Here is a 24,972-nt window from a genome sequence, read left to right on the forward strand (position 1 = left end):
CGCATTACCGTAGGGGGGCGGGCCGCGCGCATTCGGCTCGCCCCCACCGGTGTGTCAAAGGGCCAGGGCTGACAAATGGACGTCAATGGCAAGCTGACGCACGCGACCGTGCTGCTCGTGGACGACGAGCCCGCGAGCCGGTTCGCGGTCGAGAGCGTGCTGAGCCGGGCCGGTCATCGGGTTCTCGCGGTCGGCAGCGGCGGCGAGGCGCTCACCGAACTCGACGTGCGGCTGCGCAAGGGGAATCTGCCCGATGTGGCGCTGATCGACGTGCACCTGCCGGACATGAGCGGGTTCGAACTCTGCCGGCTGCTCAAGGAACGGCCGCGCATGGCGGGCCTGCCGGTCGTGCACGTCTCCGCGCTCGCCGTCCCGCCGAGCGACCGCTGCCCGGCGCTCGACGCGGGCGACGAGGCCTATCTGACCGTGCCCGCCGAGCCCGAGGAGATCGAGGCGGCCGTCCGGGCCGCGGTCCGGGCCGCCCGGCTGCGGGCCGACGACCAGGCGCTCGTGAAGCGGCTGACCCTGCTGTCGGAGATGATCGTCACCATCCAGGCGGCGCGCTCCCTCCAGGAACTCGTCGAGGTCGCCGCCGACGGCACCGCCCGCCTCACCAACACCCCCGCCGCCGTGTTCGTGCTGGACCGGGACGACCAGCTGTACCGCGGCCTGCCCCGCGAGCGCACCTCCGTCGCGCTGCCGGAACCCGGCGCCGACCGGGCCGTGGCCCGGCTGCTGCGACGGCTCTCCCAGGGGCAGTCGGGGGTCCAGATCACCACCGTGCCCGCGCCGCTGTGGCCCACCGGCTACTTCCGGCCCGGGGTGGAGCACGACGCCCGGCTGGCGGTGGTCCTCACCCAGGAGGGCCGCGCCCCGGTCTGCCTCGCCGCTCCCACCCGGGGGCTGCGCCGGGTGGGCCCCGAGGCCGAGGCGCTGCTGGCACAGCTCGCCCAGGCCACCGCGCTCGCCGCCGAGCCGCTCCTCATGTACCAGGTCGAACGGAACGTCGCCCTCACCCTCCAGCGCAGCTTCCTGCCCAAACCGGACAAGCTGCCCGAAGTCCGGGGCGTCCACGCCGCCGTCCGCTATGTGCCCGCCTCCCGGGACGCCGAGATCGGCGGCGACTTCTACGCCGTGCTGCGGGCCGGCGGGGGAGTGCTCTTCGCGGTCGGCGACGTCGTCGGGCACTCGCTGGAGGCGGCCACCGTCATGGTGGAGATGCGGCACGCGCTGCGCGCCTACTGCGTCGAGGAGAGCGACCCGAGCGTGCTCGCCGAGCGGCTGGACCGGATGCTGCGGCACTACCACCCCGAGACCACGGCCACCATGTGCCTGGCCCTCGTCGAACCCGGCACCGGGCGCACCCTCATCTCCAACTCGGGCCACATCCCGCCGCTGATCGTCCGGGACGCCGGCACCGCGGACTACGCCAAGGCGGCGGGCCCGCTGCTCGGCGTGGGTCTGTCCCACCCGCCGCCCACCGAACTGTTCCTGGAGCCCACCGACCGGCTCCTGATGATCACCGACGGCCTCATCGAGACCCGGGGCACGGACATCGCGGCCTCCATGGAACACCTGCGCGCCGCCGCCTCCGGCGCGCTGCCCGGCCTGGACGCCCTGTGCGACACCCTGCTGGACTGTTTCGGCGTGGACCGGGAGGACGACATCGCGATGCTGGCGCTGCGGCTAGGGTGAGCCCGTAATCGGCCGAGAACAACAGGGGAAGCCCATGCCGCAGATCACCGTCGACCACTCGCACACGATCTCCTTCGACCAGGACGGCTTCGCCCGCGCCCTGCACCAGGCGGTGGTCGAGATCGCCGCGGCGAAGCCGGAGGCGTGCAAGACCCAGTTCCGCCCGGCCGAGTACACGGCCTTCGGGTACGAGGGGCTGGACGAGCTGGGACACACCGTCGTGCACGTCACCCTCGGTCTGCTCGCCGGCCGCACCGAGGAGACCAAGGCGAAGCTGACCGAGAAGGTCCTGGAACTCCTGCGCGAGTACATCGACGAGGACGGCTCCGTGCTGCACGCCTCCGCCGAGGTGCGCGAACTCGACGCGTCCTACCGGAAGTTCGAGCGCTAGGCAGTGTCCGGCGCTACGACGCCAGGGCGACGAGCCGGACGACGAGGTCGGTGAACGGCCCGTCGCCCGGCTCGTTCCTGAGGGATTCGCGCAGCAGCGCGGCCAGTTCGTCGTCGTAGGCCGCGCTCACCGCCGCCAGGGCCCCGAAGTCGTGCACGAGCTGGCGCTCCAGGTCGGCGCGCGGGATACGCCGGCCGTCCAGCCAGATCAGGGCCGTCGACTCCACCAGCGAGATCCACGAACGGATCATCAACTCCAGCCGGGCGGGCGGCTGTTCGACCTTCATATGGGAGAGGATGTGGAGGTACGCGGTCTGCCGCACGCCGTCCACGAGCGCGTTGGTGGTGGAGGAGCCGAACGCCGGACCGCCGCGCATCAGCGCCGCGAAACCCGGCCCGTGGTCGTCCACGAAGTCGAAGAACCGGCCCATCACACGCAGCAGCCGGCCGCCCAGCGAGCCTTCCTCGGCGATCACGAACCGGTCGGCGAGATCGTCCGAGGCACGCTGCAACGCGGCCTCGTACAGGCTGAGTTTGCCGGGGAAGTAGTGGTAGACGAGTGGTCGCGAGATGCCCGCGGCGGCGGCTATCTCGTCGATGGAGACCTCGTCGGGCGAGCGATTGCTGAACAGGTCGAGAGCGACGCCGATCAACTGCTGTCGCCGTTCCTCGACTCCCATCCTGCGGCGAACCCCGGTACTCATGCGAACACCTTACCGATCTGATCCGGCCCCGAACGGACCGGACCGACCAGGGTTGCTCACATCACCCCATCACAGATCCAACACCAGGCGCACACTTCGGGCCCTGGACACGCAGATCAGCATCGAGTCGGCCCGCTCCGCGTCGGTCAGCAACTCGTCCCGGTGCTCCACCTCCCCTTCCAGCACCCGCTGTTGGCAGGTGCCGCAGAAACCCTGCTCGCAGGAGTAGAGGGTGTTCGGCAGCTCCGCGCGGACGGCGGCGAGCACGGTGGAGTCGGCGGGCACCGTCAACGTCCGCCCGCTGCGCCGGAGTTCGAGCTCGAAGGCGGTGTCGCCGCCCGACGCGCCCTGGGGCGCGAACCGTTCGAGGCGCACCTGCGGAAAGCGCTCCTCGACGGCCGCCATCAACCCCTGCGGCCCACAGCAGTAGACGACGGCGCCCTCCGGTACGTCCGCCAACTCCCCGTCCAGATCCGGGAGTCCGGTCACCACCCGCACCCGGTCCGCGCCGAACTCCTCGATCTCCGCCAGGAACGGCATCGACTCCCGGGTCCGCCCGGCGTACAGCAGCCGCCAGTCGGCGTCCTCGGGCAGCGCCCGCAGCATCGGCAGGACGGGCGTGATGCCGATGCCGCCGGCCACGAAGACATAGGCGGGCGCCGCGACGAGCGGGAACCTGTTGCGCGGCCCCCGCACCTCCAACTCCGTGCCCACCCCGACCTGTTCGTGCACCTCGCGGGACCCGCCCCGCCCGTCCTCCACCAGCCGCGTGGCGACCGTGTACGAGGAGCGGTCCGCCGGGTCCCCGCACAGCGAGTACTGCCGCACCAACCCCGAAGGCAGCACCAGATCGAGGTGCGCCCCCGGCTCCCAGCCCGGCAGGTCCCGGCCTTCCAGGCGCAGTTCCACGACGCCGTCGGCGACCGTCTCCTTCGCGGCGACCCGCAGCCGCAGGGCCCGGGAGCGCGGCCGGCCGGAGGTCGGCGGGTCCAGCGCGGGCAGCGGCCACAGCGGGGAGACCCGCACCCGGCGCCGCAGCGCGCGCCGGGTCAGCAGCGCGGCACCGGCCAGCGCCACGACGGTGAGCGGCTTCGGCACTACTCCGCCCTCTTCTCGGCGGCCAGGGCCGCGGGCGAGGAGGCCAGATAGGCGACGGCCTGCTCGGTGCTGCCCTCCTGCGAGGGGTGGTAGGCGCGGCTCAGATAGCGGGGTATGGACCTGAGCATGTCGCCGGTCGCGGGGAGGGTGCCGCGCCTGCCGGCGACGTAGAAGTCCTTGAAGCTCGCGCGGCGGTCGACCAGGGTCGGGTCGTTCGCCATGAAGAAGCGGGCGCCGCGCTGCCACAGGAACATCAGGGCGGCGAACGCGGTGGCCCAGGTGCGGGCGCGCCGCCGGTAGCTGCCGTCGACGTGCATGAAGAGGTCGAAGGCCACGGACCGGTGCTCGACCTCCTCGGCGCCGTGCCAGCGCAGCAGGTCCAGCATGGTCGGATCGGCGCCGCGCCGGTCCAGCTCCTCGGCGTTGAGCACCCAGTCGCCGAGGAACGCGGTGTAGTGCTCGATGGCCGCGATGGTGGCGACCCGCTCCAGCAGCCACCACTGCCGGGCCCGGCCCGGGGGCAGCGTGCGGTCACCGAGCAGCTTCTCGAAGAACCAGTCGACCTGCGCGGTGTACGGGGTCGGGTCGAGGCCCAACTCCCGTAGGTGCGGGAGGACTTCGTCGTGGGCCTGGGAGTGCATCGCCTCCTGCCCGATGAACCCGATCACGTCCTCGCGCAGCTTCTCGTCCCGGATGAGGGGCAGCACCTGCCGGTAGACGTGCACGAACCACCGCTCGCCGGCGGGCAGCAGCAGATGCAGCACGTTGATCGTGTGCGTGGTGAACGGATCGCCTGGCACCCAGTGCAGCGGGGTGCCCTCCCAGGAGAAGGACACCTTGCGGGCCTTGAGCGGCTGCTTGTTGGACATGGCGTCAATGTACTGACGGGTAGCTCGCGGCGGAACCCTTCTGCCGGTACTTGTTGACACCAGTGTCAGCTAGCGGAGGCCGGTGATCGTCCCGCCGTCGGCCAGCGTGGCGTTCAGCTCGGCCTGGGCGCCCTGCCGGGTCCGCACCGCGAGCAGCGGGCCCTGCGCCGAGCCGCTCACCCCGCCCGTCGCCCGCACCGACCGCGTGTCCTTGCCGCCCGCGGCCAGCAGATACCAGTCGCCCGCCGCCGCCTTCCACAGCACCCCGGCCAGCACCTGCGGCTCACGCGCCCCGCACGCCGCCACGTCCTGCGCCTTCGCGGCGACCGCGCCGAACGTCCCGCCCGGCGTGTGGAACTGGGCCAGCACCCGCTCGCCGCCGCCCCGCCAGGTCTCCGCCCGGGTGCACACCCACTCCGCCGTACCGCCCCCGCCGGGCAGCGGCTGCTCGGCGAACTGCCAGGCGTTCACCGAGCGCACGCCCAGCGAGCGCATCGCGCCGAGCGAACAGGCGAAGGGCCCCCAGGTGTGCTGCGTCGCCGCCCCCGACACCTCGTGCGGCGAGCCGGGCCGCCCGGCGGTCAGATGCGCCGGGACCAGCTCGCCGAGGTCGCTCACCAGCCGGGTGCCGGTGTCGTCGGTCAGCTGGAGCACGTTCCACGACGTGCACGCGCCGGTCTGCTGCGCGGGGGAGGCCAGCGGCGAGGTGATGCCGTCGGTGAGCGTCATGGGCAGGGCACCGGCGCTCGGCTTCAGCAGGTCTCGCTCGGCCACCTTCCGCACCCAAGGGGCCGTCAGATAACGGACGTTGCCGTCGGCCCGGTCCAGCACCACCGCGTTCGCCTCGGTGCCGGTCGCGCCGTCAACCCGCGCGAAGTCCAGCGCCGCGCCCTTCGTGCCGTCCTTCGGCTCGGCGTAGCGGGCGATGCGCAGACCGTCGTAGAGGATCACCACGCGGGCGTTGTCGACCGTTCCCGCGTACAGGAGCTGGGGCGGTCCGGCCGGGCCGCCGGAGGGGGTGCCGGGGGTCGCCGAGACCTGGACGGACTCGCCGGGGCGGGCCCAGACGGCGAGGGCGCGGCGCAGCAGGGCGGTGTCCTTCGTGAGGTCGCCGCGGGCCGGCCAGACGGAGAAGTCCTTGCGTGTGGCGGACTCCCAGGCGGTGGGTACCACCCTCGTCAACCTGCCCGGATCCAGGGCTGCCTGGGCCGCCGGGTTCCGCGCGTACGCGGGTGCGGCGGCACCGTCCGGACCCCAGCCGCCACCCGGCAGCGCGAGCAGCGCACCGCACACCGCGACGGCCGCCGCGGCGGCGAGCGCGGCCCTGCCGTGCTGACGGCGGCGCATCAGATCGGTCGGCCGGGCGTGCAGCGAACAGGGGTCGAACTCGGGGGAGTCGAGCAGCGGATACCGCGCGGGCGCCGCGTCGGCCTCGCGCAGCGCCGCGTCCACCTCCTCGACCCCGGCCGCCGCCAGCACCCGGCGTACATCGCCGTCCGGCAGCTGCTCCAGGCCGCGCAGCGCGTACACCGCGCGGGCCGGGCCCGACAGGGCCGACAGCCGCTGGTCCAGGGCGAGTTCGTCGGCGCCGCCCGAACGCGGGAACAGCCGCAGACCCCACACCTGGGGGAGCAGCGGCGGGAGTTGGGAACGTTTGGGCCAGGCCCGGAACGACAGCGGAAGGCCGGCCTCCAGCGCCGTACGCACCACGTGGAGCCGGACGAACGCGTAACCGGGGTCGCCGTCCCGGCCGGTCGACTGGGCCGGGATCGCGGACGCCGACCCGCGGCCCCTGGGCAGGGCGCGCTGGGCGAGGGCGTGCGCGGTCAGGACGCGCCGGTTGCGGCCCAGGCTCGGCGGGAGCACCAGATAGGCGAGCCGGACCAGCCGTGGATAGTGCTCGACGAGCGCGGCCTCGGCCTGCTCGACGTCGACGACCGGGGCGGTGGGTGAGGCTGCGGGGCGCCCCGCGACATCCTGTGACTGCACGTTCAGCAAAACGAGCGAATCGTGGGTTGGTCACCGCCACCCGGGTGACTCACCGTGGATTTGAGTGCCGGGCCCGTTGTGTCCGTATCGAAGGAGAAGGCCCCTCGGCGGGGCCCGCTGCGGCATGCTGCTGACCGGACTACCGGAGGAACGACAGATGAGGCTGACCCGACCGATGCTCGCGGTGGCCGGCGCCACGGCGGCGCTGGCGCTGGTGGGCTGCGGCGCCGACACCAAGGCCGCGACCATACCGACGGCGGCCACCGGCAGCCTGGAGAGCCTGGCGGCCAAGGTGAAGTGCACGCCCGACATCCAGACCGACGCCGACGAACTCCGCCAGGCCATCTGCACGATGAGCTACGGCAAGTTCGTCCTCGCGACCTTCGCCACCGACCGCGGCCAGCGCGAGTGGATCAACGACGCGAAGGACTACGGCGGTTTCTACCTCGTCGGCCGCAAGTGGGTCGCCGTCGGCACCGACAAGATCGTCAAGAAGCTCCAGACGACGCTCGGCGGCGACGAGGAGATCGGCACCGACCACTCGAAGCACACCAGCTGAACTCCCTTCGGGCGAACTGCCCTTGGGGGACACGGCGGGACACACGAAAGCGGGCGGTGGGAGAATCCCACCGCCCGCTTCGTACTACCAGGTGCTACCCGCTAGCCGCGCCTACTGGCACTTCTTGCCGGTGTTGATGCAGTTGGCGATCGTCGCCGCCAGGTTGTTCTTGGTGACGCTGATGAAGTCGTCGTGGTCGGTCGACGCCTTGTGCAGCTGCTCCGGGAAGCCGTCCACCGCGTAGGCGTTCTTGACCACGCCGTTCTGGATGGTCGGCGGCGTGACCTTGTAGACGAGGCGCATCGTCAGCTGGGGGATGGCCTTGAAGCCGTTCCCGCAGACACCGCTCGCCGGGTCCGCGAAGGCCACGTGCGTACGGTGGTTGGCGCTGTCGATGTTCACGCCGTCCCAGCAGCTCTGGAAGGCGAAGGTGCGGACCACGTTGCTGCCCTGCGGGCAGATCGGGTACTGCTCCGTCAGCTGCACCTTGTTCTCGAAGCCGGTGCAGCTCCAGTGCGCGTTGGCGTTGGCCAGACCGTTGGTGAGGGTCTTGGCGTCACCGGTGATGATGCGCAGGAACTGCGGCATCGCGACGACCTTGCTGGCCGGCGAACCGACGTACTTGATCTGCGCCGACTGCGCGGTCAGGATCTTGCCGACGTTGCCTTCGAGGCCACCGCCCTGCGCGTTGGCGTCGAATTCCTTCGTGCCGTCCTGCACACGGAGCACCGGCCAGTAGTACGACGAGAGGTCACTCTGGTTCTGGCAGCTGGAGGGGGCGGCCAGCAGCGAGTCGTTCGTGGAGAACGCGTTGACCTTCTGGTTGCCGACGTAGTCGTGCTCGTGGTGCGCGCCGTTGGTCACGCCGGGCGCCACGATGACGTTGTCGGTGTTGTGGTTCTTGTTGGCGTTGACACCGCACCGGGTGGTGAAGCTGCCCGTCGAGGCCTGAGCCTGGTTCCGGGGCTTGGCCTGGACGTTCGGGGCCACCTTGGTGATGTCCACGAAGTCCGCGGCCGTCGGGCCGTTGCCGCCCTGGCCACCGTTGCCCGCGGCGGGCGCGGAGGCGCTGGCGCTCGGTGCGGCGGTGTTGCCGTTGTTCTGACCGCCGTTGTTCTGGCCGCCGTTGTTGTTCTTGCCACCGCCGTTGTTGTTGTTCTGACCGCCGGCGGTCGTGGTGTTGGCGGCCTGCGTCGTGCAGGCGGCGAGCTGGGCCAACGCGGTCGCGTTGACAGTGCCGCCCACTCGCTGGATGTCGATGCGGATGCGGTCGATCGTCGCGGCCCGCTTCTCCTTGAGAGGGCCGACGATCGCGTTCTGCACGAAGCTCGGGTCGTTGGCCTGTGCCTGGCGCGTCGAGGCGAGCCGTGCGTAGGCCTCGGTGATCTGCTTGTCGAGGTTCGCCAACTCGGTGGCGACACCCTGACGAGCCTTCTGCGGCACGTTCGTCAGCTGCTGGCCGACGTCCGGGCAGGCGATCGTCGCGACAGCACTGGCCGCGGCGGCCTTCGTGGTGTTCTGGCCCGATGAGTTGGACTCATGCGCCGAAGCGTTCATCTGTGCCCAGAGCAGCCCGCCCCCACCGAGCGCTAGGGCAGCCGATGCGGCAATGGCCTTGGTGGCCAGCGGCGTACGGCGTTTACGATCATTGCGTCCCATGGAACTCCTCTGACTTCCTTGCGGGGCAGCGAGGCGCCCGACAGGAGTGAAGCGGCGCCCTTTGATACGCAGGGAGTCTCAGGAGTGTTCAGCCGTCTCATAAATTGATGAGAGGTTCCTGGGTAGGTCCCCTCTCAACTGGCCCTTAAACACCAGCAGTTGTGATCGACTCACAGCTAGTGCTCAGCGTCCCCGGTCCAAATACGCCAATACGGCCAGCACGCGACGATTGTCGTCGTCGGAGACCTCCAGTCCCAGCTTGGCGAAAATATTGGACGTGTGCTTGCCGATCGCCCGTTCCGTCACGACGAGTTGCCCCGCGATGGCCGCGTTCGACCTGCCTTGCGCCATCAGTTCGAGGACCTCGGCCTCCCGGGGCGTGAGCCGCCCCAGCGGCCGGTCGTCGGCCGCCCGCCGCGCCAGCAACTGCTGGATCACCTGCGGATCCATCACCGTCCCACCGCCCGCCACCCGCCGTACGGCGTCCACGAACTGCTCCGCGTCGAAGACCCGGTCCTTCAGCAGATAGCCCACCCCGCCGCTCCCGTCGGCCAGCAACTCCCGCGCGTACAGCTGCTCCACGTGCTGCGACAGCACCAGCACCGGGAACCCGGGCCGCTCCCGCCGCGCCCGCAGCGCGCACTGGAGGCCCTCGTCGGTGTGCGTGGGCGGCAGCCGTACGTCGACCACGGCCACGTCCGGCGCCGACTCGGCCAGCGCCGTGGTGAGTTCGGGCCCGCTCTCCACGGCGGCGGCGATCTCGAAGCCGTAGGCCTCCAACAGCCGTACCAGACCGTCCCGTAGCAGGAACAGGTCCTCGGCTAGGACAACACGCACGGAATCTCCATCGTCACCACGGTGGGACCGCCCGCGGGGCTGCTGACGGCCAGGACGCCGTCGAATGTACCCAGTCGCCGCCCGACACCGGAGAGTCCCGAACCGGCCCCGACCACGGCACCGCCCCCGCCGTCGTCGGTGACGGCGATCCGCAGCATCCCCTCCCTGTGGCGCAGCTCGACCCGGATCCGCCCGGCACCGGAGTGCTTGACCGCGTTGGTCAGCACCTCGCTCACCGCGAAGTACGCGGCCGACTCGACCGGCGCCGCCGCCCGGCCGCCCCCGATGTCCACGGCCACCTCCGTCGGCACCGGCGACCGCAGCGCCAACGCCCTTACGGCGTCCCCGAGTCCGCGTTCCGCCAGCACCGGCGGATGGACACCGCGCACCAGGTCGCGCAGCTCGCCCAGGGCCTCCGCGGACGACCGCCGCGCCCGGGCGAGCAGTTCCCTGGCCTTCGCCGGATCCCGCTCGATCAGTGCCTCGACGGTCCCGAGATCCATCCCCACCGCCACCAGCCGGGCCTGCGCGCCGTCGTGCAGATCCCGCTCGATCCGCCGCAGCTCGGCCGCCGAGGCGTCCACCGCGTCCCGCCGCGACTGGGTCAACACCCTTACCCGCTCGGTGAGTTCACCCCGCCCCGGCGCGAGCACGGCACGGGTCAGCAGGAAGTGCGCCCGCAGCAGGGCGGGAGTGAGGAAACCGGCGGCGACGAGCAGCACCACCCCCAGCAGCCCGGCCAGCGAGGCGCTGCCCTGCCCGCTCACCGGCACGAACCCGTACCACCACCCCACATACGTCCCGTCCGTGAACACCCGCCACAGCCCGAACGCCAACGCGAAGCCCTCCAGCGGACAGAACACCAGGGCCGCGGGCACCAGCGCGGTGCCGAACCCGGCGACCGCGTCCACCGGCAGCCAGCGGACATCCCGCCGGACGGCGGGATCGCCGAGCAGCCGAAAGGTCCGCGTCCACGGCTTCGCCCCCGCCGGGACCGCCCGGTACGCCGACGGGATCCGCACCCCGCACCACCGCGCGGCGAGCAGCCGCCGCCGGTCCGCGTGCGCGCGCACACCGGCCAGCACCCAGGGGGTGGTGATCAGCCCGGCACCGGCGGGGATCAGCAGCAGGGAGACGAGCGTGAGGACGAGGAGGACGAGCGATCCGCACAGCGCGAGGAGAGCGAGGCCGAGCGCGCGCAGCCCGGCCGTGAGAACGGCACGCGCCCGCCCGGTCCCGCTGTCGGTGTCCATGCGCCCAGTCTCACCGAGCGCCGCTACGAGGTCACGGGGCCCGGCCCCCCTGACAGGGGTGTGCCTGTCAACACCGTCGCCTCCACGGCCGGGTCGAGCCCCACCGGCGGCCGGTCCGGACGCCGCGGCGCCGACCCCCCGATGCCCCGCAGCCACGCCCAGGTGTCGGCCACCGTCTCCTCGACGGGCCGGCAGCTCAGCCCGGTCCCCACCGCCCGGGACACATCCGCGCAGTGCAGCGCGCCGTACCCCTCGCTGCCGTCCGGGATCCACACCGGCAGCTGGGTCCACGGCTCGATGCCCGCCCCGAGCACGACGTCCGCGGAGGTCCACCGCAGCTCGGCGGCCGAACCGGTGACCCGCGCACACGCCTCCAGCAACGACCCCATCGTCGCGTGCCCCCGCGGCGAGATCACGTTGTACGGCCCGCTCGACTCCCGCTCCACCGACCCGAGGACCCACTCCGCGAGATCCCGCACGTCGACGTACTGGAGCGCCAGTTCCCGGGGCCCCGGCGCCAGCACGGGACCACCCCGGGCGACCCGGGTCAGCCACCACGGCAACCGCCCGATGTTCTCGTACGGGCCGAGAATCAGCCCCGCCCGCACGAACAGTGACCGCTCCGCCCCGAACGCGGCGAGCGCGGCCAGCTCCCCGCCCCGCTTGTCACGCGCGTAGTCCGTCGGGCCGGCGTCCGGCTCGGCGCCCTCGACGACGGGCGCGTCCTCGGTGTACCCGGCGGGCGGCGCCCACGCGTACACCGAGCAGCTCGACACGTACACGTACCGGCCCGCCCGCCCGGCGAGCAGCCGCGCGGCCTCGTGCACCGCGCGGGGCGCCGCCGACCAGGTGTCGACGACGGCGTCCCACTCACCTCCGGCCAGGGCGTCGAGTCCGCCGGGCGCGGTGCGGTCGCCCCGCAGTACCCGCACCCCGGCCGGGGGTGCGTGGCGGCCCCGGTTGAGGACGGTCACCTCCCAGCCCCGCCCGAGGGCCGCTTCCACGACGGCCCGTCCCGCGAACTCCGTACCGCCCAGCACCAGAAGTCTCATACGACGACCCTGCCAGCGCGGCCCGTGCGACGGAACGTGTATCTGCCGTCAGCAGACGATCAACGCGCGGTCGGCGGCGTGTACTTGTACCCGACCCGGCGCACGGTCTGGATCGCCTTGCGGTGCTCGACGCCCAGCTTGCGGCGCAGCCGGGCGATGTGGACGTCGACGGTACGGCCGTCGCCCACATGCCCGTAGCCCCACACCGTGGTGACCAGCTGGTCGCGGGTGTGCACCCGGTTGGGGTGCGCCACCAGGTGGGCCAGCAGCTCGAACTCCAGGTACGTGAGGTCGAGTTCCTCGCCCTTGAGCTGGGCGGTGCGCTGCACGGTGTCGATCCGGACCAGGGGCTCGCCGTCCTGGGGCGCGTCCACGGCCGCGGTGGGGACGAGGTGCGGGCTGTCGGCCGGGATCAGGACGAGGTACCCGACCATCGGCGGCTGTCCGGGCAAGGTGGGCAGGGTGTGCGGCGGGGCCGGCAGCCAGGTGGCACCCGGCGGCAGGAACTCCGCCACGTCGATCACCTCGTCCCGGTCGACGGCGCGCAGATGGTTGCGCGTACCGGTCGGGGCGGGGGAGGGCAGAGAGTGGATGATCGCCATGAGAGGTCAGCTCTTTCGCGCGAGAGGTTCGTCGAGGGACGTACGTCGAGTCGCGCAGGCCGGAGGCCGGGGGTGTACGGCTTTAGAGGGCCGGCGCGTTCTTCGCGCGACAACACACCCGGTCGAAGTCATGGTGCTGACGGGAAGGCCAGAAGGGCTCCAGGTCGTGGCGACCCGTCGCTCCGCACTTCTGGTAGTTGCCCATGGGCCCATTGAAGCAGACACCCGCCCGCAACAGGACCCTCCTCTCACAGCTTGGACGCTTCCTTGACGGAAGGGCGACAGCGCGAAGGGCGCCCACCTCGACGGTGGGCGCCCTTCGCGCGAGTCCGGGGCGGATCAGATCTGGCCGGCCTTCTCCAGGGCGGAGCAGCACGTGTCGACGATGAGGCGCGTCACGACGTACGGGTCGACGTTGGCGTTCGGGCGGCGGTCCTCGATGTAGCCCTTGCCGTCCTTCTCGACCTGCCACGGGATACGGACCGAGGCACCGCGGTTGGAGACGCCGTAGGAGTACTCGTTCCACGGGGCGGTCTCGTGCAGGCCCGTGAGGCGGTCGTCGATGCCGGCGCCGTAGTTCTTGACGTGGTCGAGGGGCTTGGAGCCCTCGCCGAGGGACTCGCACGCGGTGATGATCGCGTCGTAGCCCTCGCGCATCGCCTTGGTGGAGAAGTTGGTGTGCGCGCCCGCGCCGTTCCAGTCGCCCTTGACCGGCTTGGGGTCGAGGGTCGCGGAGATGCCGAAGTCCTCGGCGGTGCGGTAGAGCAGCCAGCGGGCGATCCACAGGTGGTCGGAGACCTCCAGCGGGGAGACCGGGCCGACCTGGAACTCCCACTGGCCGGGCATGACCTCGGCGTTGATGCCGGAGATCGCGAGGCCCGCCTTCAGACAGTTCTCCAGGTGGGCCTCGACGATCTCGCGGCCGAAGATCTCGTCGGCGCCGACACCGCAGTAGTAGCCGCCCTGGGGGGCCGGGAAGCCGCCCTCGGGGAAGCCCAGCGGACGCGAGCCGTCGAAGAAGGTGTACTCCTGCTCGATGCCGAAGATCGGCTCCTGGGAACCGAACTTCTCGACGACCTCGGCGAGCGCGGCACGGGTGTTGGACTCGTGCGGCGTCATGTCGATGTCGAGGACCTCGCACATGACGAGGATGTCGTCGCCGCCGCGGATCGGGTCCGGGAAGCTGGCGACCGGCTTGAGCACGCGGTCCGAGGAGTGCCCCTCGGCCTGGTTCGTGGACGACCCGTCGAAGCCCCAGATCGGGAGTTCGGCACCCTTGGCGTCATCGGCCAGAATCTTCGTCTTGGAACGGAGCTTGGCCGTCGGCTGGGTGCCGTCGATCCAGATGTACTCAGCCTTGAAGGTCACGGGCCACATCCTTCGGGGTGGGTCATTCGTCGCACTTGCGGGTGCTGCGGCGCAGCGGCACTGGAGCGCCGCGATTCATGCCGGGCAGCCTGTCAACATGCGATTTCCCGATCATTGCCCAAGTGTGAACCCCGTGTTACCTGGTGGTGCTGTGGCGCGATTCACCCCGCCAGTGCCCCCGCCGACCGTTCGCAGTCGCAGACGGGAGCGGCCGGACGGCTCGTATGCGATGGGATTGGCGACGGGGTTGGCGACGGGTCGGCCACGGCGCGGCCGGACGCGTCGGTCCCGCCGCTTCTGGCCGGAAGCGGCGGGACCTGTGACACGCACCTGGTGGCGGCCCGGGCGAATGGGCCGTCACCTCACCGGTTCTCTGGGACCTTGGGCGTCACCCCACCTTCTGGATCAGAGCACGGCGGATGAGGAACTTGCCGGGCTCACGGACCTGTTCGAAAGCGGCGTTGTTCAGCAGGACACAGCTCCCGGAGACCGAAGTCACCTTCACCGTCGTGGACTTGTTGTTGTCCAGGTTGGTGACCTTCAGCGTCGTCCCCGCCGGGAACTGGTTGCTGGACGCGGCCGGCGCGCCGGCCTCGCCGGAGAGCGTGACGGTCGAGCCGTTGCACACCTGGCTGCCCGCGGCGGCGCCGCTGCCGGCGTTGCCGGCCGGAGGGGTCGCCTTGGGGGTGGCCGTCGCCGCGGGTGCGGACTGCGCCGGCTGCGTGGTCTGGGAGCCCTGAGCCGACTCCCCAACCGCACAACCGGACGCCTTCTGCTGCACCTTGATCTGCGCGATGACCGCCTCGCGGTTGGCGATCCGCGCCGCCGACTGGGCGTCGGGGCTGGCCTTCTGGCCGGCGATGAAACTCTGGTTGTTGCCGAGGGCGGTGGCGAGTCCCTGGCAGACCGTCGAGTTCGCCGCGGACAGCGTCCTGGCGTTCTGGGCGGACGGCTGCGACGCGTTCGACGTGGTGGCGAGAGCGAAGGCCCCGCCTCCGGCGACCGCCGCGGCGGTGACCAGCAACGCCAGCTTCTTCTTCGTACTGGCAGTTCTCCTGCGCGACATGCGCGGCTCCTGTGGGGTAGGGGACCGTTCGCCGCTATGTACGGGATACCGAACGATGTAACTCATCCGACACAGAAGTCACTGAAGTGACGTACGCCACAAGAGAGTTGTCGATCAGTCGCCGCGCTCCCCCTCCCGGGACAGCGCCTCCCGTACGGCCTCGTCACTGCGCGCGACCACGGCCGTGCCGTCGTCCGCCGTGATGATCGGCCGCTGGATCAGCTTGGGATGCTCGGCCAGCGCGGTCACCCACCGGGCCCGCGAACTCGCGTCCCGCGCCCAGTCCTTGAGCCCCAGCTCCTTCGCCGCGGCCTCCTGGGTGCGGGTGATGTCCCACGGTTCGAGCCCGAGCCGCTCCAGTACGTCCCTGATCTCGGCCTCGCTCGGCACGTCCTCCAGGTAGCGGCGGACGGTGTACTCGGCGCCCTCCGCGTCGAGCAGGCTCACGGCGCCGCGGCACTTGGAACAGGCGGGGTTGATCCAGATCTCCATGGGCGCCACGGTACGCGAGAACCCGTTCTCCACCTGCGTCACAGCGACCTCAACAGCCGTTGTGGCCAGGGCGTTTGTCAGTGGTGGGCAGTAGAATAGAAGCAGTGTTCGAGGGTGTCGCCGGGGGGTCCGGACGGCGCCCTGACCGCGACAGGAGGATGTCCGTGCCCGCTGCCGCACTGAAGCCGAAGCCGCTGCCGACCCAGTCCACCGCGAAGCGTTCCGTCCAACTCGACCTGCCCTACGTGCCCGTGGCCAAGCGGCCGTTGCCGCCGGGCCGCCCGCGGGAGTGGTACGTCACGCACAACCGCCGCCTCAAGGCGATGCGGCTGGCCATCGCCCTGCTCGACTCGGGCGTCTACGTCCCGAACCAGGCCCGCAACGAGACGATCCGCAGCACGGCGGAACTGATCGGGGTCCACGCGCCCTCGGACACGACGTGTCACATGGTGCGGGCGCTGATGCGTTACTCGCGCTGAGGTGGGCGCGGCGCCGGGTGCCCTGTGTTCTCGGGGCGTCCGGCGCCGGCGCAGGGGCGGCCTCCGGGGGCTGCCGCCGCAGGAGCCCAGGGGCACTGCCGCCCCCGGACCCCCGCTTCTACGACACCCTCCTACGCCGACAACTCCCGCTCCACGGGCGTCCGGAACCTCGGCGTCACCCGGGTCGCCCCCACCCACCCCCGCAACCGCTCCGCCGCCTCCCCGATCGCCGCCTCGGCCTCCCCGCCGATGCCCGTCCGGTCGAGCACGCGCCACGCGATCTCCCCGTCCGGCCGCTGGGCCCAGCTCCCCACGACCCGCCCGTCCCACCACACCGTGGGTCCCACATTGCCGCTGCCGTCGAACAGCGCGGGGCGCAACTCCGGTGCCAGATACCAGTCCCGGTACTGCCAGCCCATCGCCGTCGGATCGAGCGAGGGCAGCAGGGCCGCCCACGGTGCGACGGGGCCGGCCGGCGGGGCGAGATCCCCGGCGGTGACGTACCCCGTGCCCTCCTCCAGGGACACCGGCTCCGCGCCGATCGCCGCCAGCGCCCGGCGGACCTCCGTCACCCGCCATCCCGTCCACCACTTGAGGTCGGCCTCGGTGGCCGGGCCGCAGGCCGTCAGCCAGCGTCGCAACAGGGCCGACTGGGCCTCGCTGACGTCCAGTTCGGGGTGCGGCGGCGCCACCGCCCAGCGCAGCTGGTTCGACGTCCAGCCGCCGAGCGGACGGCCCCGCACGATCCGCCCCTCGACCCCCAGCACCCTCAGCAGCCGGGTCGAGAGGGTGTGGACGCCCTCGTAGCTCTTCCCGGGCGCGTACACCCACTGCTCCCTCAACCTCGGCTCGTCCTCGGCGAGTTCGGCCGCCGTGGCCTGCCCGCGCCGGGCCAGCGCGGCGAGCGTCGCGTCCTCGACCTCCTTCAGCCAGACCGCGTCCGGAGCGCCCGCCTTCGCCATGTCCTTGACCAGGGAGGCCCGTTCACGCGCGGCGACGGCGAGTCCGGTCGACGCGTGCACGACGGCGGTCAGTTCGGCGGGGAACACGAACACGGTGTGCCGCATGCCGTGCATCCGGATCAGCGTGCGGTCCTCGTACAGCGCGCGGGCCGTCTCCTCGACGGTGCCCGCCGGGTCCGCGAGCCGCGCGCCGACGGCGAGGCAGACGGTCGCCGGGTCGGTGCCGTGCAGGGCGACGAGGGAGTCGGCGACGTCCTCCGGGCGGGCCGCCGCGCCGGCCCGCGTCAGACGGTGGCGGAGGGCGAGGCGGGCGCGGCGCTCGGCCGGGGCGATGTGACGCGGGGTGCTGCTCATCCGGGCCTCCGCTGGAAGGGGTGACTGCTCGACCGACAGTAGACGGGCGGGTGGCGGGGCGGGCGGGCGACCGCGTGGGTGGCAGGGGGGAGTGGGCGAGAGCGTGGGTGGCAGGAGGGGCGGGCGACGGCGCCGGTTCACCCGACCGCTCCGTCCGGCATGCGTCCGCCGCTGCCCCGGCTTTCACTGCGTAGCAACAGCGCGGTGAAACCCCGGGAGGCGACAGCATGCAAAGACACGGCACATGACCACACCGGCCGACCGGGCCGACCGTGGCCGCGCCGCGCGCAAACGCGTCGCCCGTTCCGCGCACGCCGGCTGGATCCCCTCCGTGGACCGCCCCGACCCCGTCGCCGTACTGGAACGCCAGGGCCGCGACCGCCTCCCGGAACTCCTCCCGATCCGCTACGGCCGTATGGCCGCATCGCCCTTCGCCTTCCTGCGCGGCTCGGCCGCCGTGATGGCCGCCGACCTCGCGTCCCAGCCGCACACCGGGCTCACCGTGCAGCTGTGCGGCGACGCGCACCTCCTCAACTTCGGGCTGTACGCCTCCCCGGAACGCGCCCTGCTGTTCGACCTCAACGACTTCGACGAGACGTTCCCGGGCCCCTTCGAGTGGGACGTCAAGCGCCTCGCCGCCAGCATCGCCGTCGCCGCCCGCGAGAACGGCCACGGCGACACGAAGGCCCACCGCGCCGCACGCGAGGCGACCGCCACGTACCGCACGGCGCTGCGCGCCCTGGCCCGCAAGGGCGAACTCGCCGTCTGGTACGACCGGATCGACGCCGACAGCCTGCTGCCCCTGGTCCGCTCCGCCCGCAACCGCCGCCGGGTCGAGTCCAGCCTCACCCGCGCCCGCCGCCGCACCAGCCTGCACGCCGTGGGCAAACTCACCGAGACCGTCGACGGCCGCCGCCGTATCGTCCACGACCCGCCCCTCCTGGAACCGGCCGGCGCCTCGGACATGGCCGCGGTGCGCAAGATCTTCAGCGACTACCGCTCCACCCTCTCCGAGGAGCGCCGCCTGCTCCTGGACCGCTACCGCTTCGTCGACGCCGCCCGCAAGGTCGTCGGCGTCGGCAGCGTCGGCACCCGCTGCTTCATCGTGCTGCTCGCCGGCCGCGACCAGGACGACCCGCTGTTCCTCCAGATCAAGGAGGCGCGGAAGTCCGTACTGGAGGAGCACCTGCCGAGCGGACCGTACGTCCACCCCGGACACCGGGTGGTCGCGGGCCAGCGCCTGCTCCAGGCCGCCAGCGACATCTTCCTCGGCTGGATGACCGGACCGCAGGGCCGCGCCTTCTACTGGCGCCAGCTGCGCGACATGAAGGGCTCCGCGGACGTGGCCGGCATGAACCCGTCCGAACTCCTCGCCTACGGCCGCCTGTGCGGCACCGCGCTGGCCCGGGCGCACGCCCGCTCCGGCGACCGCATCGCCATCGCCGCCTACCTGGGCGGCACCGACACCTTCGAGGACGCGGTGGCCGACTTCGCCTCGGCCTACGCCACCCAGACCGCCACCGACCACGCCACACTGGACGCGGCGGTGGCGGCGGGGGTGGTGAAGGCGTCACCGGGGATCTGAGGGCGCTCTCAGGAAGCCGACTCGGTCGACCCGGCGTCCCGCGTCGCCGCGATGGCCTCCCGCAGATGGTCCTCGTCGGCCTTGCTCAGCGAGGTCTGCACCAACTGGCCGCCGAACGGGGTGAGTTGCGGGATCACCTTGTCCTGCGCGGCCTGCTTGACCAGGACGAAGAGGGCCGCGGCACCCGGGCGGAGGTTCTGGCTGAGGTCCTTCATGAAGTTGTCGTTGATACCGGTGTCGGTGAACGCGCCCCCGGCCGCACCGGCCGCCGCGCCCACCGCCGCGCCGAGCAGCGGCGCCAGGAAGAGCAGCCCGATCACCCCGCCCCACAGGGCGCCCCCGGCCGCGCCCACGGCGGTGTGGTTGACGGCCTGGTGCAGTTTGATCCGGCCGTCCTCGCGCCGTTCCACCACCACCGCGTCCTCCAGCTCGACGAGATGCCCCTTGGACAGCTCGAACAGCTTCTCCCGGACCTGGTTGGCGGTGGCGAGGTCGTCGTAGGCGACGACGAAGAGATCACTCATCGGGGTTCACCCCTTATGTGGGTATTTGTACAGACGGGGTCGACTCTAGGCCGCCCAAAAAGGAGATGCACGCCGAGTGATCGCGCCCCTACGCTGGACGCACGTTGCGGAGCAGCCCACCACCGCTTTCCGCAGGGCGGGCATCACCTCGCGGACTCAGGGCTACTCTCTACGCACCGACGGCCGGACGCCCTCCCCCAGCGCCCCGTCGCGTCCACAACAGAGCACCGCTCGTACACACCCACGCCCACGGAGGCCCGTCATGGGCACCATCGTCATTTCCGGGACCGTCGTCCTGGTCGTCTTCGGCTTCGGCAACCACGTCTGGTGGCTGGCCGCGGTCGCCGTCCTCTTCCTGTACGTGCAGTACGGCCGCGACTCCTCGTCGTCGTCCACCTCGGCGTCGGCCTCGGGCTCCTCCTCGGGAGGCGGAGCGACCCCGTCGAGCTACCGCGCCTACCGCGACCGCCGCGACAAGCAGGCCAAGTGGGAGCGCCGCTACCAGCGCGAACGCCCCCTGGAGTCACGCCGACAGGCACGCGAGAAGAGCAAGTAAGGGCAACAAGCAAGAACGACAAGCAAGAGCAACAGGCAAGAACGACAAGTGAGAGCCAGAGGAGACCAGTTGGGCCCGGTGTGGGCCGCCGCTCACAACCCGGGCGCGCCCCACACCGGGAACCACCGGCTGAGATCCTGCTCGATCCGCAGGTCGTTGCCGAGCATCGACTTGACCTGTAGTTCCAGTGAGTTGTCGCGCCGCTGCCCGGCACCGGCCAGCGGCGCGAACGGGAAGAACGTGCCGCGCTTGTAGAGGTAGACGAGGGCGAGCCGCCGTCCCCCGTCGGCCCCTCCTTCTTCGAATCCGGCCAGCGAGCACAGCAGTTGGGGTCCGAAGCCGTTGACCTCCATCGCGCTGTTGACCGCGTGCAGATCGTTGACCAGCGCGGAGAGCTCGTCGGGGGCCCGGTGGGAAACGAGCCAGGAGTAGCCGTAGGAGTCCTGGGTCAGCTCCACCGGCGGACCGGTGCGCTCCGCGTCCGCGTCCAGCAGCGCCTGGACCTCCCGGTGCGTCTGCTCGAACGCCCCGCCCTCCACCGTGGCGAAGCACACCGCACCGCGCCCGGTCGCCCGGAAGCCGGCCGCCGCCTCCAGCGTCACCGCCGCCGAGGGCAGCGCGAACAGCTGGTCGAGATCGGGGGCGACCGGTTTCGTACGGCCGAGCAGGATGTCCAACAGCCCCATCCTCAGCCCGCCTTGTCGATGCCGGGCACCGCCGCCTCACCCAACTCGGCGGAGATCCGCCCCAGTTGGTCGAGCCGCTGCTCAAGGCTCGGGTGCGTGGAGAAGTACTTGGCGAGGCCGGGCTCGGTGCCGGTCGCCGGTGTGAAGTAGAAGGCGTTGAAGGCCTGCGCGGTCCGCAGGTCCTTGGTCGGGATCCGGGCGATGTCCCCGTCGACCTTGGTGAGCGCGGACGCCAGCGCCGAGGGCCGCCCGGTGAGCAGCGCCGCCGCCCGGTCCGCCGCCAGCTCCCGGTACCGGGACAGCGCCCTGATCAGCAGGAAGCTGATCGCGTACACGGCCGCCGAGACCCCCATGATCCCGGCGAAGACGGCCAGCGTGTTCTGGTCCTTGCGCCCCCGGAACATCTGCGAGTAGAACGCGAACCGCACCATCAGCCCCGCGAGCACCCCGAGGAACGAGGCCACCGTGATCACGGCCACGTCCTTGTGCGCCACATGCGACAACTCGTGCGCGAGCACACCCTCCAGCTCGGCCGGCTCCAGCCGCCGCAGCAGTCCGGTGGTCACGCAGATGACGGCGTTGTCGGCATTGCGCCCGGTGGCGAAGGCGTTCGGCATGTCGATGTCGGAGACGGCGACGACGGGCTTGGGCATGTCGGCCACGGCACACAGCCGGTCGATCACACCGTGCAGATCGGGATACTCCTCCCGGTCCACGAGCCGCCCCTTCATCGCGTACAGCGCGATCCGGTCGGAGAACCAGTACTGCGCGACGAGCAGCCCGCCGGCCAGCACCACGACCAGCACCCAGGACTTCAGCAACACGATCAGCGCGGCCACGAACGCCACGTACAACAGCCCGAGCAGGAACAGCGTCAGACCCATACGCACGGTCAGCCGCCGGTCGCTCCGGAAGCGGCTCTGCATCTGCCATCACCCCGCAGTCAGGCACTCGTCCCACCGCCCAGTGTGCACCCGCCCTCTCCCATGAAGCGGTCCTGATCGGCCCTAGGCGGAGCAAAAGGTGCCTGTGCGTCCGGGCCCGTTCCTCACCCCCGCCTTACGGCGTGCTCGGCCCATCCGCGCAGTTTCCCGTCCGGATCGTCCGTCAAGGCCTCGGCAGCCCGCCGTCGTACGTCCCCGCCCCGCGCGTCGAGCAACCGGAACGCGGCGATCCGCACCGGCCGGAGCCACCGTGCCCCCAACCGTTCCGTCAGCCACTCCTCGGGCACCAGTTCCGCGGACGGCAACAGCGCGGCCGTCACCTCGCGCACGACCCCGGCCACCGGATCCTCCAGCAGCGGCCGCAACCGTCGTACGTCCGTCACGTCCAGCGTCCGCAGCCCGGCCACCGCCCGCGCCCGCACCGCGCCCGCCGGATGGCCGACGAGCGTCCACAGCACCTCGGCATCCGCCCGCCCACCGCATTCGGCCAGCCCGATCACGGCCCCGGGCACCGGCTCCGGCACCGCGCACCACGCCCGGTACAACGGCAGCGGATCGATCCCCTGCTGCCGTACGACATACCGCGCACAGGCCCGTACGACCGCGGCCCGGTCGGCGAGGAACCGCACCGCGAGCTCGGCCCGCCCGGCCGGCCGCAGCGCGGTGACCCCGGCGGACCGGGCCCGCGGACTCCGCGCCCCGAGCAGCGGCCCGAACACCTCGTCGTACGCCCCGCTCCGCGCCGCACCGGCCAGCGCGGCGTCCGCGCACAGGGTCTGCACGACGGCGTCGGTGTCCCGCGCGGCGGCGCGGGCGAGTTCGGCAAGGGAGAGCCGCCCCTCCTCGACGGCCAGCCGGTAGGCGTGGCGGCGGACCGCGCGGTCGGCGTCGGACCAGAGCGGGGCGAGCCGGTCGAGGGGCGCCCGGCGCAGGATCTCGTCGAGCAGGCCGATGGCGAAGTCCGCCCGGTTCCGGCGGCCGACGCGCAGGATGATCGGCGCGAGCGAGACGGCGGTCGGCGCGTCGAGGCCCTCGGCCAGCCGCTGCCGGGCCCGGTCGCGCACCGGCGCGGCCCAATCGGCACACCGCAGCACGACCAGCGGCAGCAGCACGGGGTGCCCCGCGGTCCGGTCCAGCGCCGCCCGCCTGACCCGGCCGTCCCGGTGACACAGGGCCAGCGCGAGCAGGGACTCGGCGAGCGGCCCCGGACCGCGCAGGATCCCGGTGAGTTCACGGGCGCCGGGCATCCGCTCCCGCGCCACCATGTCCGGCGGACAGCAGAACTCGCCCGCGCGCACCCCCTCGTCCAGCCCGAGCCACGCCCGCGGATCGCGGACGTCGAGCACGTCCCGCACCGCTTCCCCCCCGCGCGAGCCGCACCGCGGCGACCACTCCCGGCCCGCTGTCCGCCCCCATCTCTAGTACGGCGCCCGGAACTTGACCCACCCCAGCAGCACGACCACCGCGGCGACACTCCCCAGCACGACCACCGTCGACACCCACGACGACCGCCGCGCCCCGCCCCCCTCCGGCTCCCCACGGAACGGCACCGGTCCCGGCGGGTCCGCCTTCCACCGAGCGGCCAGCATCCGAGCCCGCGCGGACGGCTCCTTGTACTCGGCACCGTCGGCCCACTTGAGGTCGAACTCGCGCTCTTCGTCGTCCTGTTGACCCATCCCCGTAGCCCTCCCCTGACACTGTGCACGCGTACGACGGTGCCCCCGCCCCTCCGAAGAGAGACGGGGGCACCCGACGATCGGTTCGACCGGTCCGGTCACACGTCGAAGTACAGCTCGAACTCGTGCGGGTGCGGGCGCAGCTGGAGCGGGGCGATCTCGTTCGTGCGCTTGTAGTCGATCCACGTCTCGATCAGGTCGGACGTGAAGACGTCGCCCGCGAGGAGGAACTCGTGGTCGGCCTCAAGGCGGTCGAGGACGGCCGGGAGGGAGGTCGGGACCTGGGCGACGCCCGCGTGCTCCTCGGGGGCCAGCTCGTAGAGGTCCTTGTCGATCGGCTCGGCCGGCTCGATCTTGTTCTTGATGCCGTCCAGGCCCGCGAGGAGGAGGGCGGAGAAGGCGAGGTACGGGTTGCCGGAGGAGTCGGGCGCGCGGAACTCGACGCGCTTGGCCTTCGGGTTGGAGCCCGTGATCGGGATGCGCATCGCGGCGGAGCGGTTGCGCTGCGAGTACACCAGGTTGACCGGCGCCTCGAAGCCCGGGACCAGGCGGTGGTACGAGTTCACCGTCGGGTTGGTGAAGGCGAGCAGCGACGGCGCGTGCTTGAGGATGCCGCCGATGTAGTAGCGGGCGGTGTCCGACAGACCCGCGTAGCCGGCCTCGTCGTAGAAGAGGGGCTGGCCGCCGGTCCACAGGGACTGGTGGACGTGCATGCCCGAGCCGTTGTCGCCGAAGATCGGCTTCGGCATGAAGGTCGCGGTCTTGCCGTTGCGCCAGGCCACGTTCTTCACGATGTACTTGAAGAGCTGGAGGTCGTCGGCCGCGGCGAGCAGCGTGTTGAACTTGTAGTTGATCTCGGCCTGGCCGGCGGTGCCGACCTCGTGGTGCTGGCGCTCGACCTGGAGGCCGGACGCGGCCAGCTCCAGGGAGATCTCCGCGCGCAGGTCGGCGAAGTGGTCGACCGGCGGGGTCGGGAAGTAGCCGCCCTTGTAGCGGACCTTGTAGCCGCGGTTGTCCTCGACCGCACCCGTGTTCCAGGCGCCGGCCTCGGAGTCGATGTGGTAGAAGGCCTCGTTCGACTTGGTCTCGAAGCGCACGCTGTCGAAGACGTAGAACTCGGCCTCGGGACCGAAGTACGCGGTGTCGGCGATACCGGTGGAGGCGAGGTACGCCTCGGCCTTCTTCGCCACGTTGCGCGGGTCGCGGGAGTACTGCTCGCCCGTGATCGGGTCGTGGATGAAGAAGTTGATGTTGACCGTCTTGTCGCGGCGGAAGGGGTCCACGCGCGCGGTCGACAGGTCGGCGCGGAGCGCCATGTCGGACTCGTGGATGGCCTGGAAGCCGCGGATCGAGGAGCCGTCGAAGGCGAGTTCCTCATCCGGGTCGAAGGCCGTCGCCGGCAGCGTGAAGTGCTGCATCACACCCGGCAGGTCGCAGAATCGGACGTCGATGAACTTGACGTCCTCGTCCGCGATGAACTTCTTGGCCTCGTCGGCGTTCTGGAACATCCAGCTCCTCCTACTCCCGACCGTCCGTGCCGGGGTGGTAGTTCGTTCGTGCGGCCAGTGCGGTG

At 71.7% G+C, this 24,972-nt stretch carries 25 protein-coding genes; 6 read left to right on the forward strand and 19 right to left on the reverse strand.

All coding sequences use genetic code 11. From position 1 onward, the window contains the following. The first annotated feature begins 75 nt into the window (after positions 1-75). Both ACIQPR_RS43320 and ACIQPR_RS43325 read left to right on the forward strand, forming a co-directional pair. Entirely contained in the window at positions 76-1,695 is a 1,620-nt protein-coding gene (locus tag ACIQPR_RS43320; RefSeq protein ID WP_403661205.1) for a SpoIIE family protein phosphatase, read from the forward strand. Positions 1,696-1,729: 34 nt separating this feature from the next. Next, entirely contained in the window at positions 1,730-2,086 is a 357-nt protein-coding gene (locus tag ACIQPR_RS43325) for a 5-carboxymethyl-2-hydroxymuconate Delta-isomerase (RefSeq protein ID WP_403661208.1), read from the forward strand. A 13-nt stretch (positions 2,087-2,099) separates the two neighbouring features. Here the strand turns inward: ACIQPR_RS43325 and ACIQPR_RS43330 are convergent, their stop codons facing one another. The 4 genes from ACIQPR_RS43330 to ACIQPR_RS43345 form a co-directional block, all read right to left on the reverse strand. Further along, positions 2,100-2,789 (reverse strand): TetR/AcrR family transcriptional regulator, encoded by a 690-nt coding sequence (locus ACIQPR_RS43330; protein ID WP_403661211.1) that lies wholly within the window; start codon positions 2,787-2,789, stop codon positions 2,100-2,102. 69 nt (positions 2,790-2,858) lie between these two features. Then, entirely contained in the window at positions 2,859-3,887 is a 1,029-nt protein-coding gene (locus ACIQPR_RS43335) for a PDR/VanB family oxidoreductase (protein WP_403661214.1), read from the reverse strand. After that, positions 3,887-4,756 carry a metal-dependent hydrolase gene (locus tag ACIQPR_RS43340; RefSeq protein ID WP_403661217.1) on the reverse strand — a complete coding sequence of 290 codons (870 nt, stop codon included), beginning with the start codon at positions 4,754-4,756 and terminating at the stop codon, positions 3,887-3,889. The genes ACIQPR_RS43335 and ACIQPR_RS43340 overlap by 1 nt, the downstream gene beginning before the upstream one ends. A gap of 69 nt (positions 4,757-4,825) precedes the next feature. Next, positions 4,826-6,745, reverse strand: a complete 1,920-nt coding sequence (locus ACIQPR_RS43345; protein ID WP_403661220.1) for a hypothetical protein — start codon at positions 6,743-6,745, stop codon at positions 4,826-4,828. Between the two features lie 157 nt (positions 6,746-6,902). Between ACIQPR_RS43345 and ACIQPR_RS43350 the strand changes: the two genes are divergently transcribed. Continuing rightward, on the forward strand, positions 6,903-7,304 hold the full coding sequence (locus tag ACIQPR_RS43350; protein WP_403661223.1) for a hypothetical protein: 402 nt from the start codon (positions 6,903-6,905) through the stop codon (positions 7,302-7,304). 111 nt (positions 7,305-7,415) lie between these two features. Here ACIQPR_RS43350 and ACIQPR_RS43355 read toward each other — a convergent pair whose 3' ends face one another. From ACIQPR_RS43355 to ACIQPR_RS43390, 8 genes are all read right to left on the reverse strand, one after another. Next, entirely contained in the window at positions 7,416-8,963 is a 1,548-nt protein-coding gene (locus tag ACIQPR_RS43355; RefSeq protein WP_403661226.1) for a DUF1996 domain-containing protein, read from the reverse strand. A gap of 183 nt (positions 8,964-9,146) precedes the next feature. Next, positions 9,147-9,800, reverse strand: a complete 654-nt coding sequence (locus ACIQPR_RS43360) for a LuxR C-terminal-related transcriptional regulator (protein WP_403661229.1) — start codon at positions 9,798-9,800, stop codon at positions 9,147-9,149. After that, a complete protein-coding gene (locus ACIQPR_RS43365) occupies positions 9,785-11,053 on the reverse strand; it encodes a histidine kinase (RefSeq protein WP_403661232.1) in 1,269 nt (422 codons plus the stop codon). The genes ACIQPR_RS43360 and ACIQPR_RS43365 overlap by 16 nt, the downstream gene beginning before the upstream one ends. Positions 11,054-11,076: 23 nt before the next feature. Beyond that, positions 11,077-12,105 carry an SDR family oxidoreductase gene (locus tag ACIQPR_RS43370; RefSeq protein ID WP_403661235.1) on the reverse strand — a complete coding sequence of 343 codons (1,029 nt, stop codon included), beginning with the start codon at positions 12,103-12,105 and terminating at the stop codon, positions 11,077-11,079. A gap of 59 nt (positions 12,106-12,164) precedes the next feature. Next, entirely contained in the window at positions 12,165-12,707 is a 543-nt protein-coding gene (locus ACIQPR_RS43375; protein ID WP_403661238.1) for a winged helix-turn-helix domain-containing protein, read from the reverse strand. Between the two features lie 339 nt (positions 12,708-13,046). After that, the gene (gene glnII, locus ACIQPR_RS43380) at positions 13,047-14,075 is read right to left on the reverse strand and encodes a glutamine synthetase (protein WP_403661241.1); all 1,029 of its coding nucleotides are present in this window, start codon (positions 14,073-14,075) and stop codon (positions 13,047-13,049) included. Positions 14,076-14,463: 388 nt separating this feature from the next. Next, entirely contained in the window at positions 14,464-15,141 is a 678-nt protein-coding gene (locus ACIQPR_RS43385) for a hypothetical protein (RefSeq protein WP_403661244.1), read from the reverse strand. 114 nt (positions 15,142-15,255) lie between these two features. After that, positions 15,256-15,633: an arsenate reductase family protein gene (locus tag ACIQPR_RS43390; RefSeq protein WP_403661247.1), complete on the reverse strand. Its 378-nt coding sequence runs from the start codon at positions 15,631-15,633 to the stop codon at positions 15,256-15,258. 164 nt (positions 15,634-15,797) lie between these two features. Between ACIQPR_RS43390 and ACIQPR_RS43395 the strand changes: the two genes are divergently transcribed. Then, positions 15,798-16,112: a hypothetical protein gene (locus ACIQPR_RS43395; protein WP_200716533.1), complete on the forward strand. Its 315-nt coding sequence runs from the start codon at positions 15,798-15,800 to the stop codon at positions 16,110-16,112. Positions 16,113-16,243: 131 nt separating this feature from the next. Here ACIQPR_RS43395 and ACIQPR_RS43400 read toward each other — a convergent pair whose 3' ends face one another. Beyond that, positions 16,244-17,428, reverse strand: a complete 1,185-nt coding sequence (locus tag ACIQPR_RS43400; protein ID WP_403661250.1) for a winged helix DNA-binding domain-containing protein — start codon at positions 17,426-17,428, stop codon at positions 16,244-16,246. A 244-nt stretch (positions 17,429-17,672) separates the two neighbouring features. Here ACIQPR_RS43400 and ACIQPR_RS43405 point away from each other — a divergent pair, with 244 nt between their 5' ends. Further along, positions 17,673-19,013 (forward strand): DUF2252 domain-containing protein, encoded by a 1,341-nt coding sequence (locus tag ACIQPR_RS43405; protein ID WP_403661253.1) that lies wholly within the window; start codon positions 17,673-17,675, stop codon positions 19,011-19,013. A gap of 8 nt (positions 19,014-19,021) precedes the next feature. Here the strand turns inward: ACIQPR_RS43405 and ACIQPR_RS43410 are convergent, their stop codons facing one another. Next, complete coding sequence (locus ACIQPR_RS43410; protein ID WP_403661256.1) at positions 19,022-19,537, reverse strand: DUF1269 domain-containing protein; 516 nt, start codon at positions 19,535-19,537, stop codon at positions 19,022-19,024. 262 nt (positions 19,538-19,799) lie between these two features. Between ACIQPR_RS43410 and ACIQPR_RS43415 the strand changes: the two genes are divergently transcribed. Further along, positions 19,800-20,093 carry a hypothetical protein gene (locus ACIQPR_RS43415; protein ID WP_403661258.1) on the forward strand — a complete coding sequence of 98 codons (294 nt, stop codon included), beginning with the start codon at positions 19,800-19,802 and terminating at the stop codon, positions 20,091-20,093. Between the two features lie 92 nt (positions 20,094-20,185). On the opposite strand, the gene ACIQPR_RS43420 is transcribed toward ACIQPR_RS43415, so the two are convergent. The 5 genes from ACIQPR_RS43420 to glnA all read right to left on the reverse strand — a co-directional run bounded on the left by ACIQPR_RS43420 (position 20,186) and on the right by glnA (position 24,907). Then, positions 20,186-20,779: a hypothetical protein gene (locus ACIQPR_RS43420; protein WP_403661261.1), complete on the reverse strand. Its 594-nt coding sequence runs from the start codon at positions 20,777-20,779 to the stop codon at positions 20,186-20,188. 2 nt (positions 20,780-20,781) lie between these two features. Continuing rightward, entirely contained in the window at positions 20,782-21,705 is a 924-nt protein-coding gene (htpX, locus tag ACIQPR_RS43425; RefSeq protein WP_403661264.1) for a zinc metalloprotease HtpX, read from the reverse strand. Positions 21,706-21,827: 122 nt separating this feature from the next. Next, positions 21,828-23,078: a hypothetical protein gene (locus tag ACIQPR_RS43430; protein WP_403661267.1), complete on the reverse strand. Its 1,251-nt coding sequence runs from the start codon at positions 23,076-23,078 to the stop codon at positions 21,828-21,830. 63 nt (positions 23,079-23,141) lie between these two features. Beyond that, on the reverse strand, positions 23,142-23,399 hold the full coding sequence (locus ACIQPR_RS43435) for a hypothetical protein (protein WP_403661270.1): 258 nt from the start codon (positions 23,397-23,399) through the stop codon (positions 23,142-23,144). Between the two features lie 98 nt (positions 23,400-23,497). Further along, a complete protein-coding gene (glnA, locus tag ACIQPR_RS43440) occupies positions 23,498-24,907 on the reverse strand; it encodes a type I glutamate--ammonia ligase (protein ID WP_403661273.1) in 1,410 nt (469 codons plus the stop codon). Positions 24,908-24,972: the final 65 nt, after the last annotated feature.

Origin of the sequence: Streptomyces sp. NPDC091280 (assembly GCF_044768565.1) — a bacterium.
Lineage (GTDB): Bacteria > Actinomycetota > Actinomycetes > Streptomycetales > Streptomycetaceae > Streptomyces.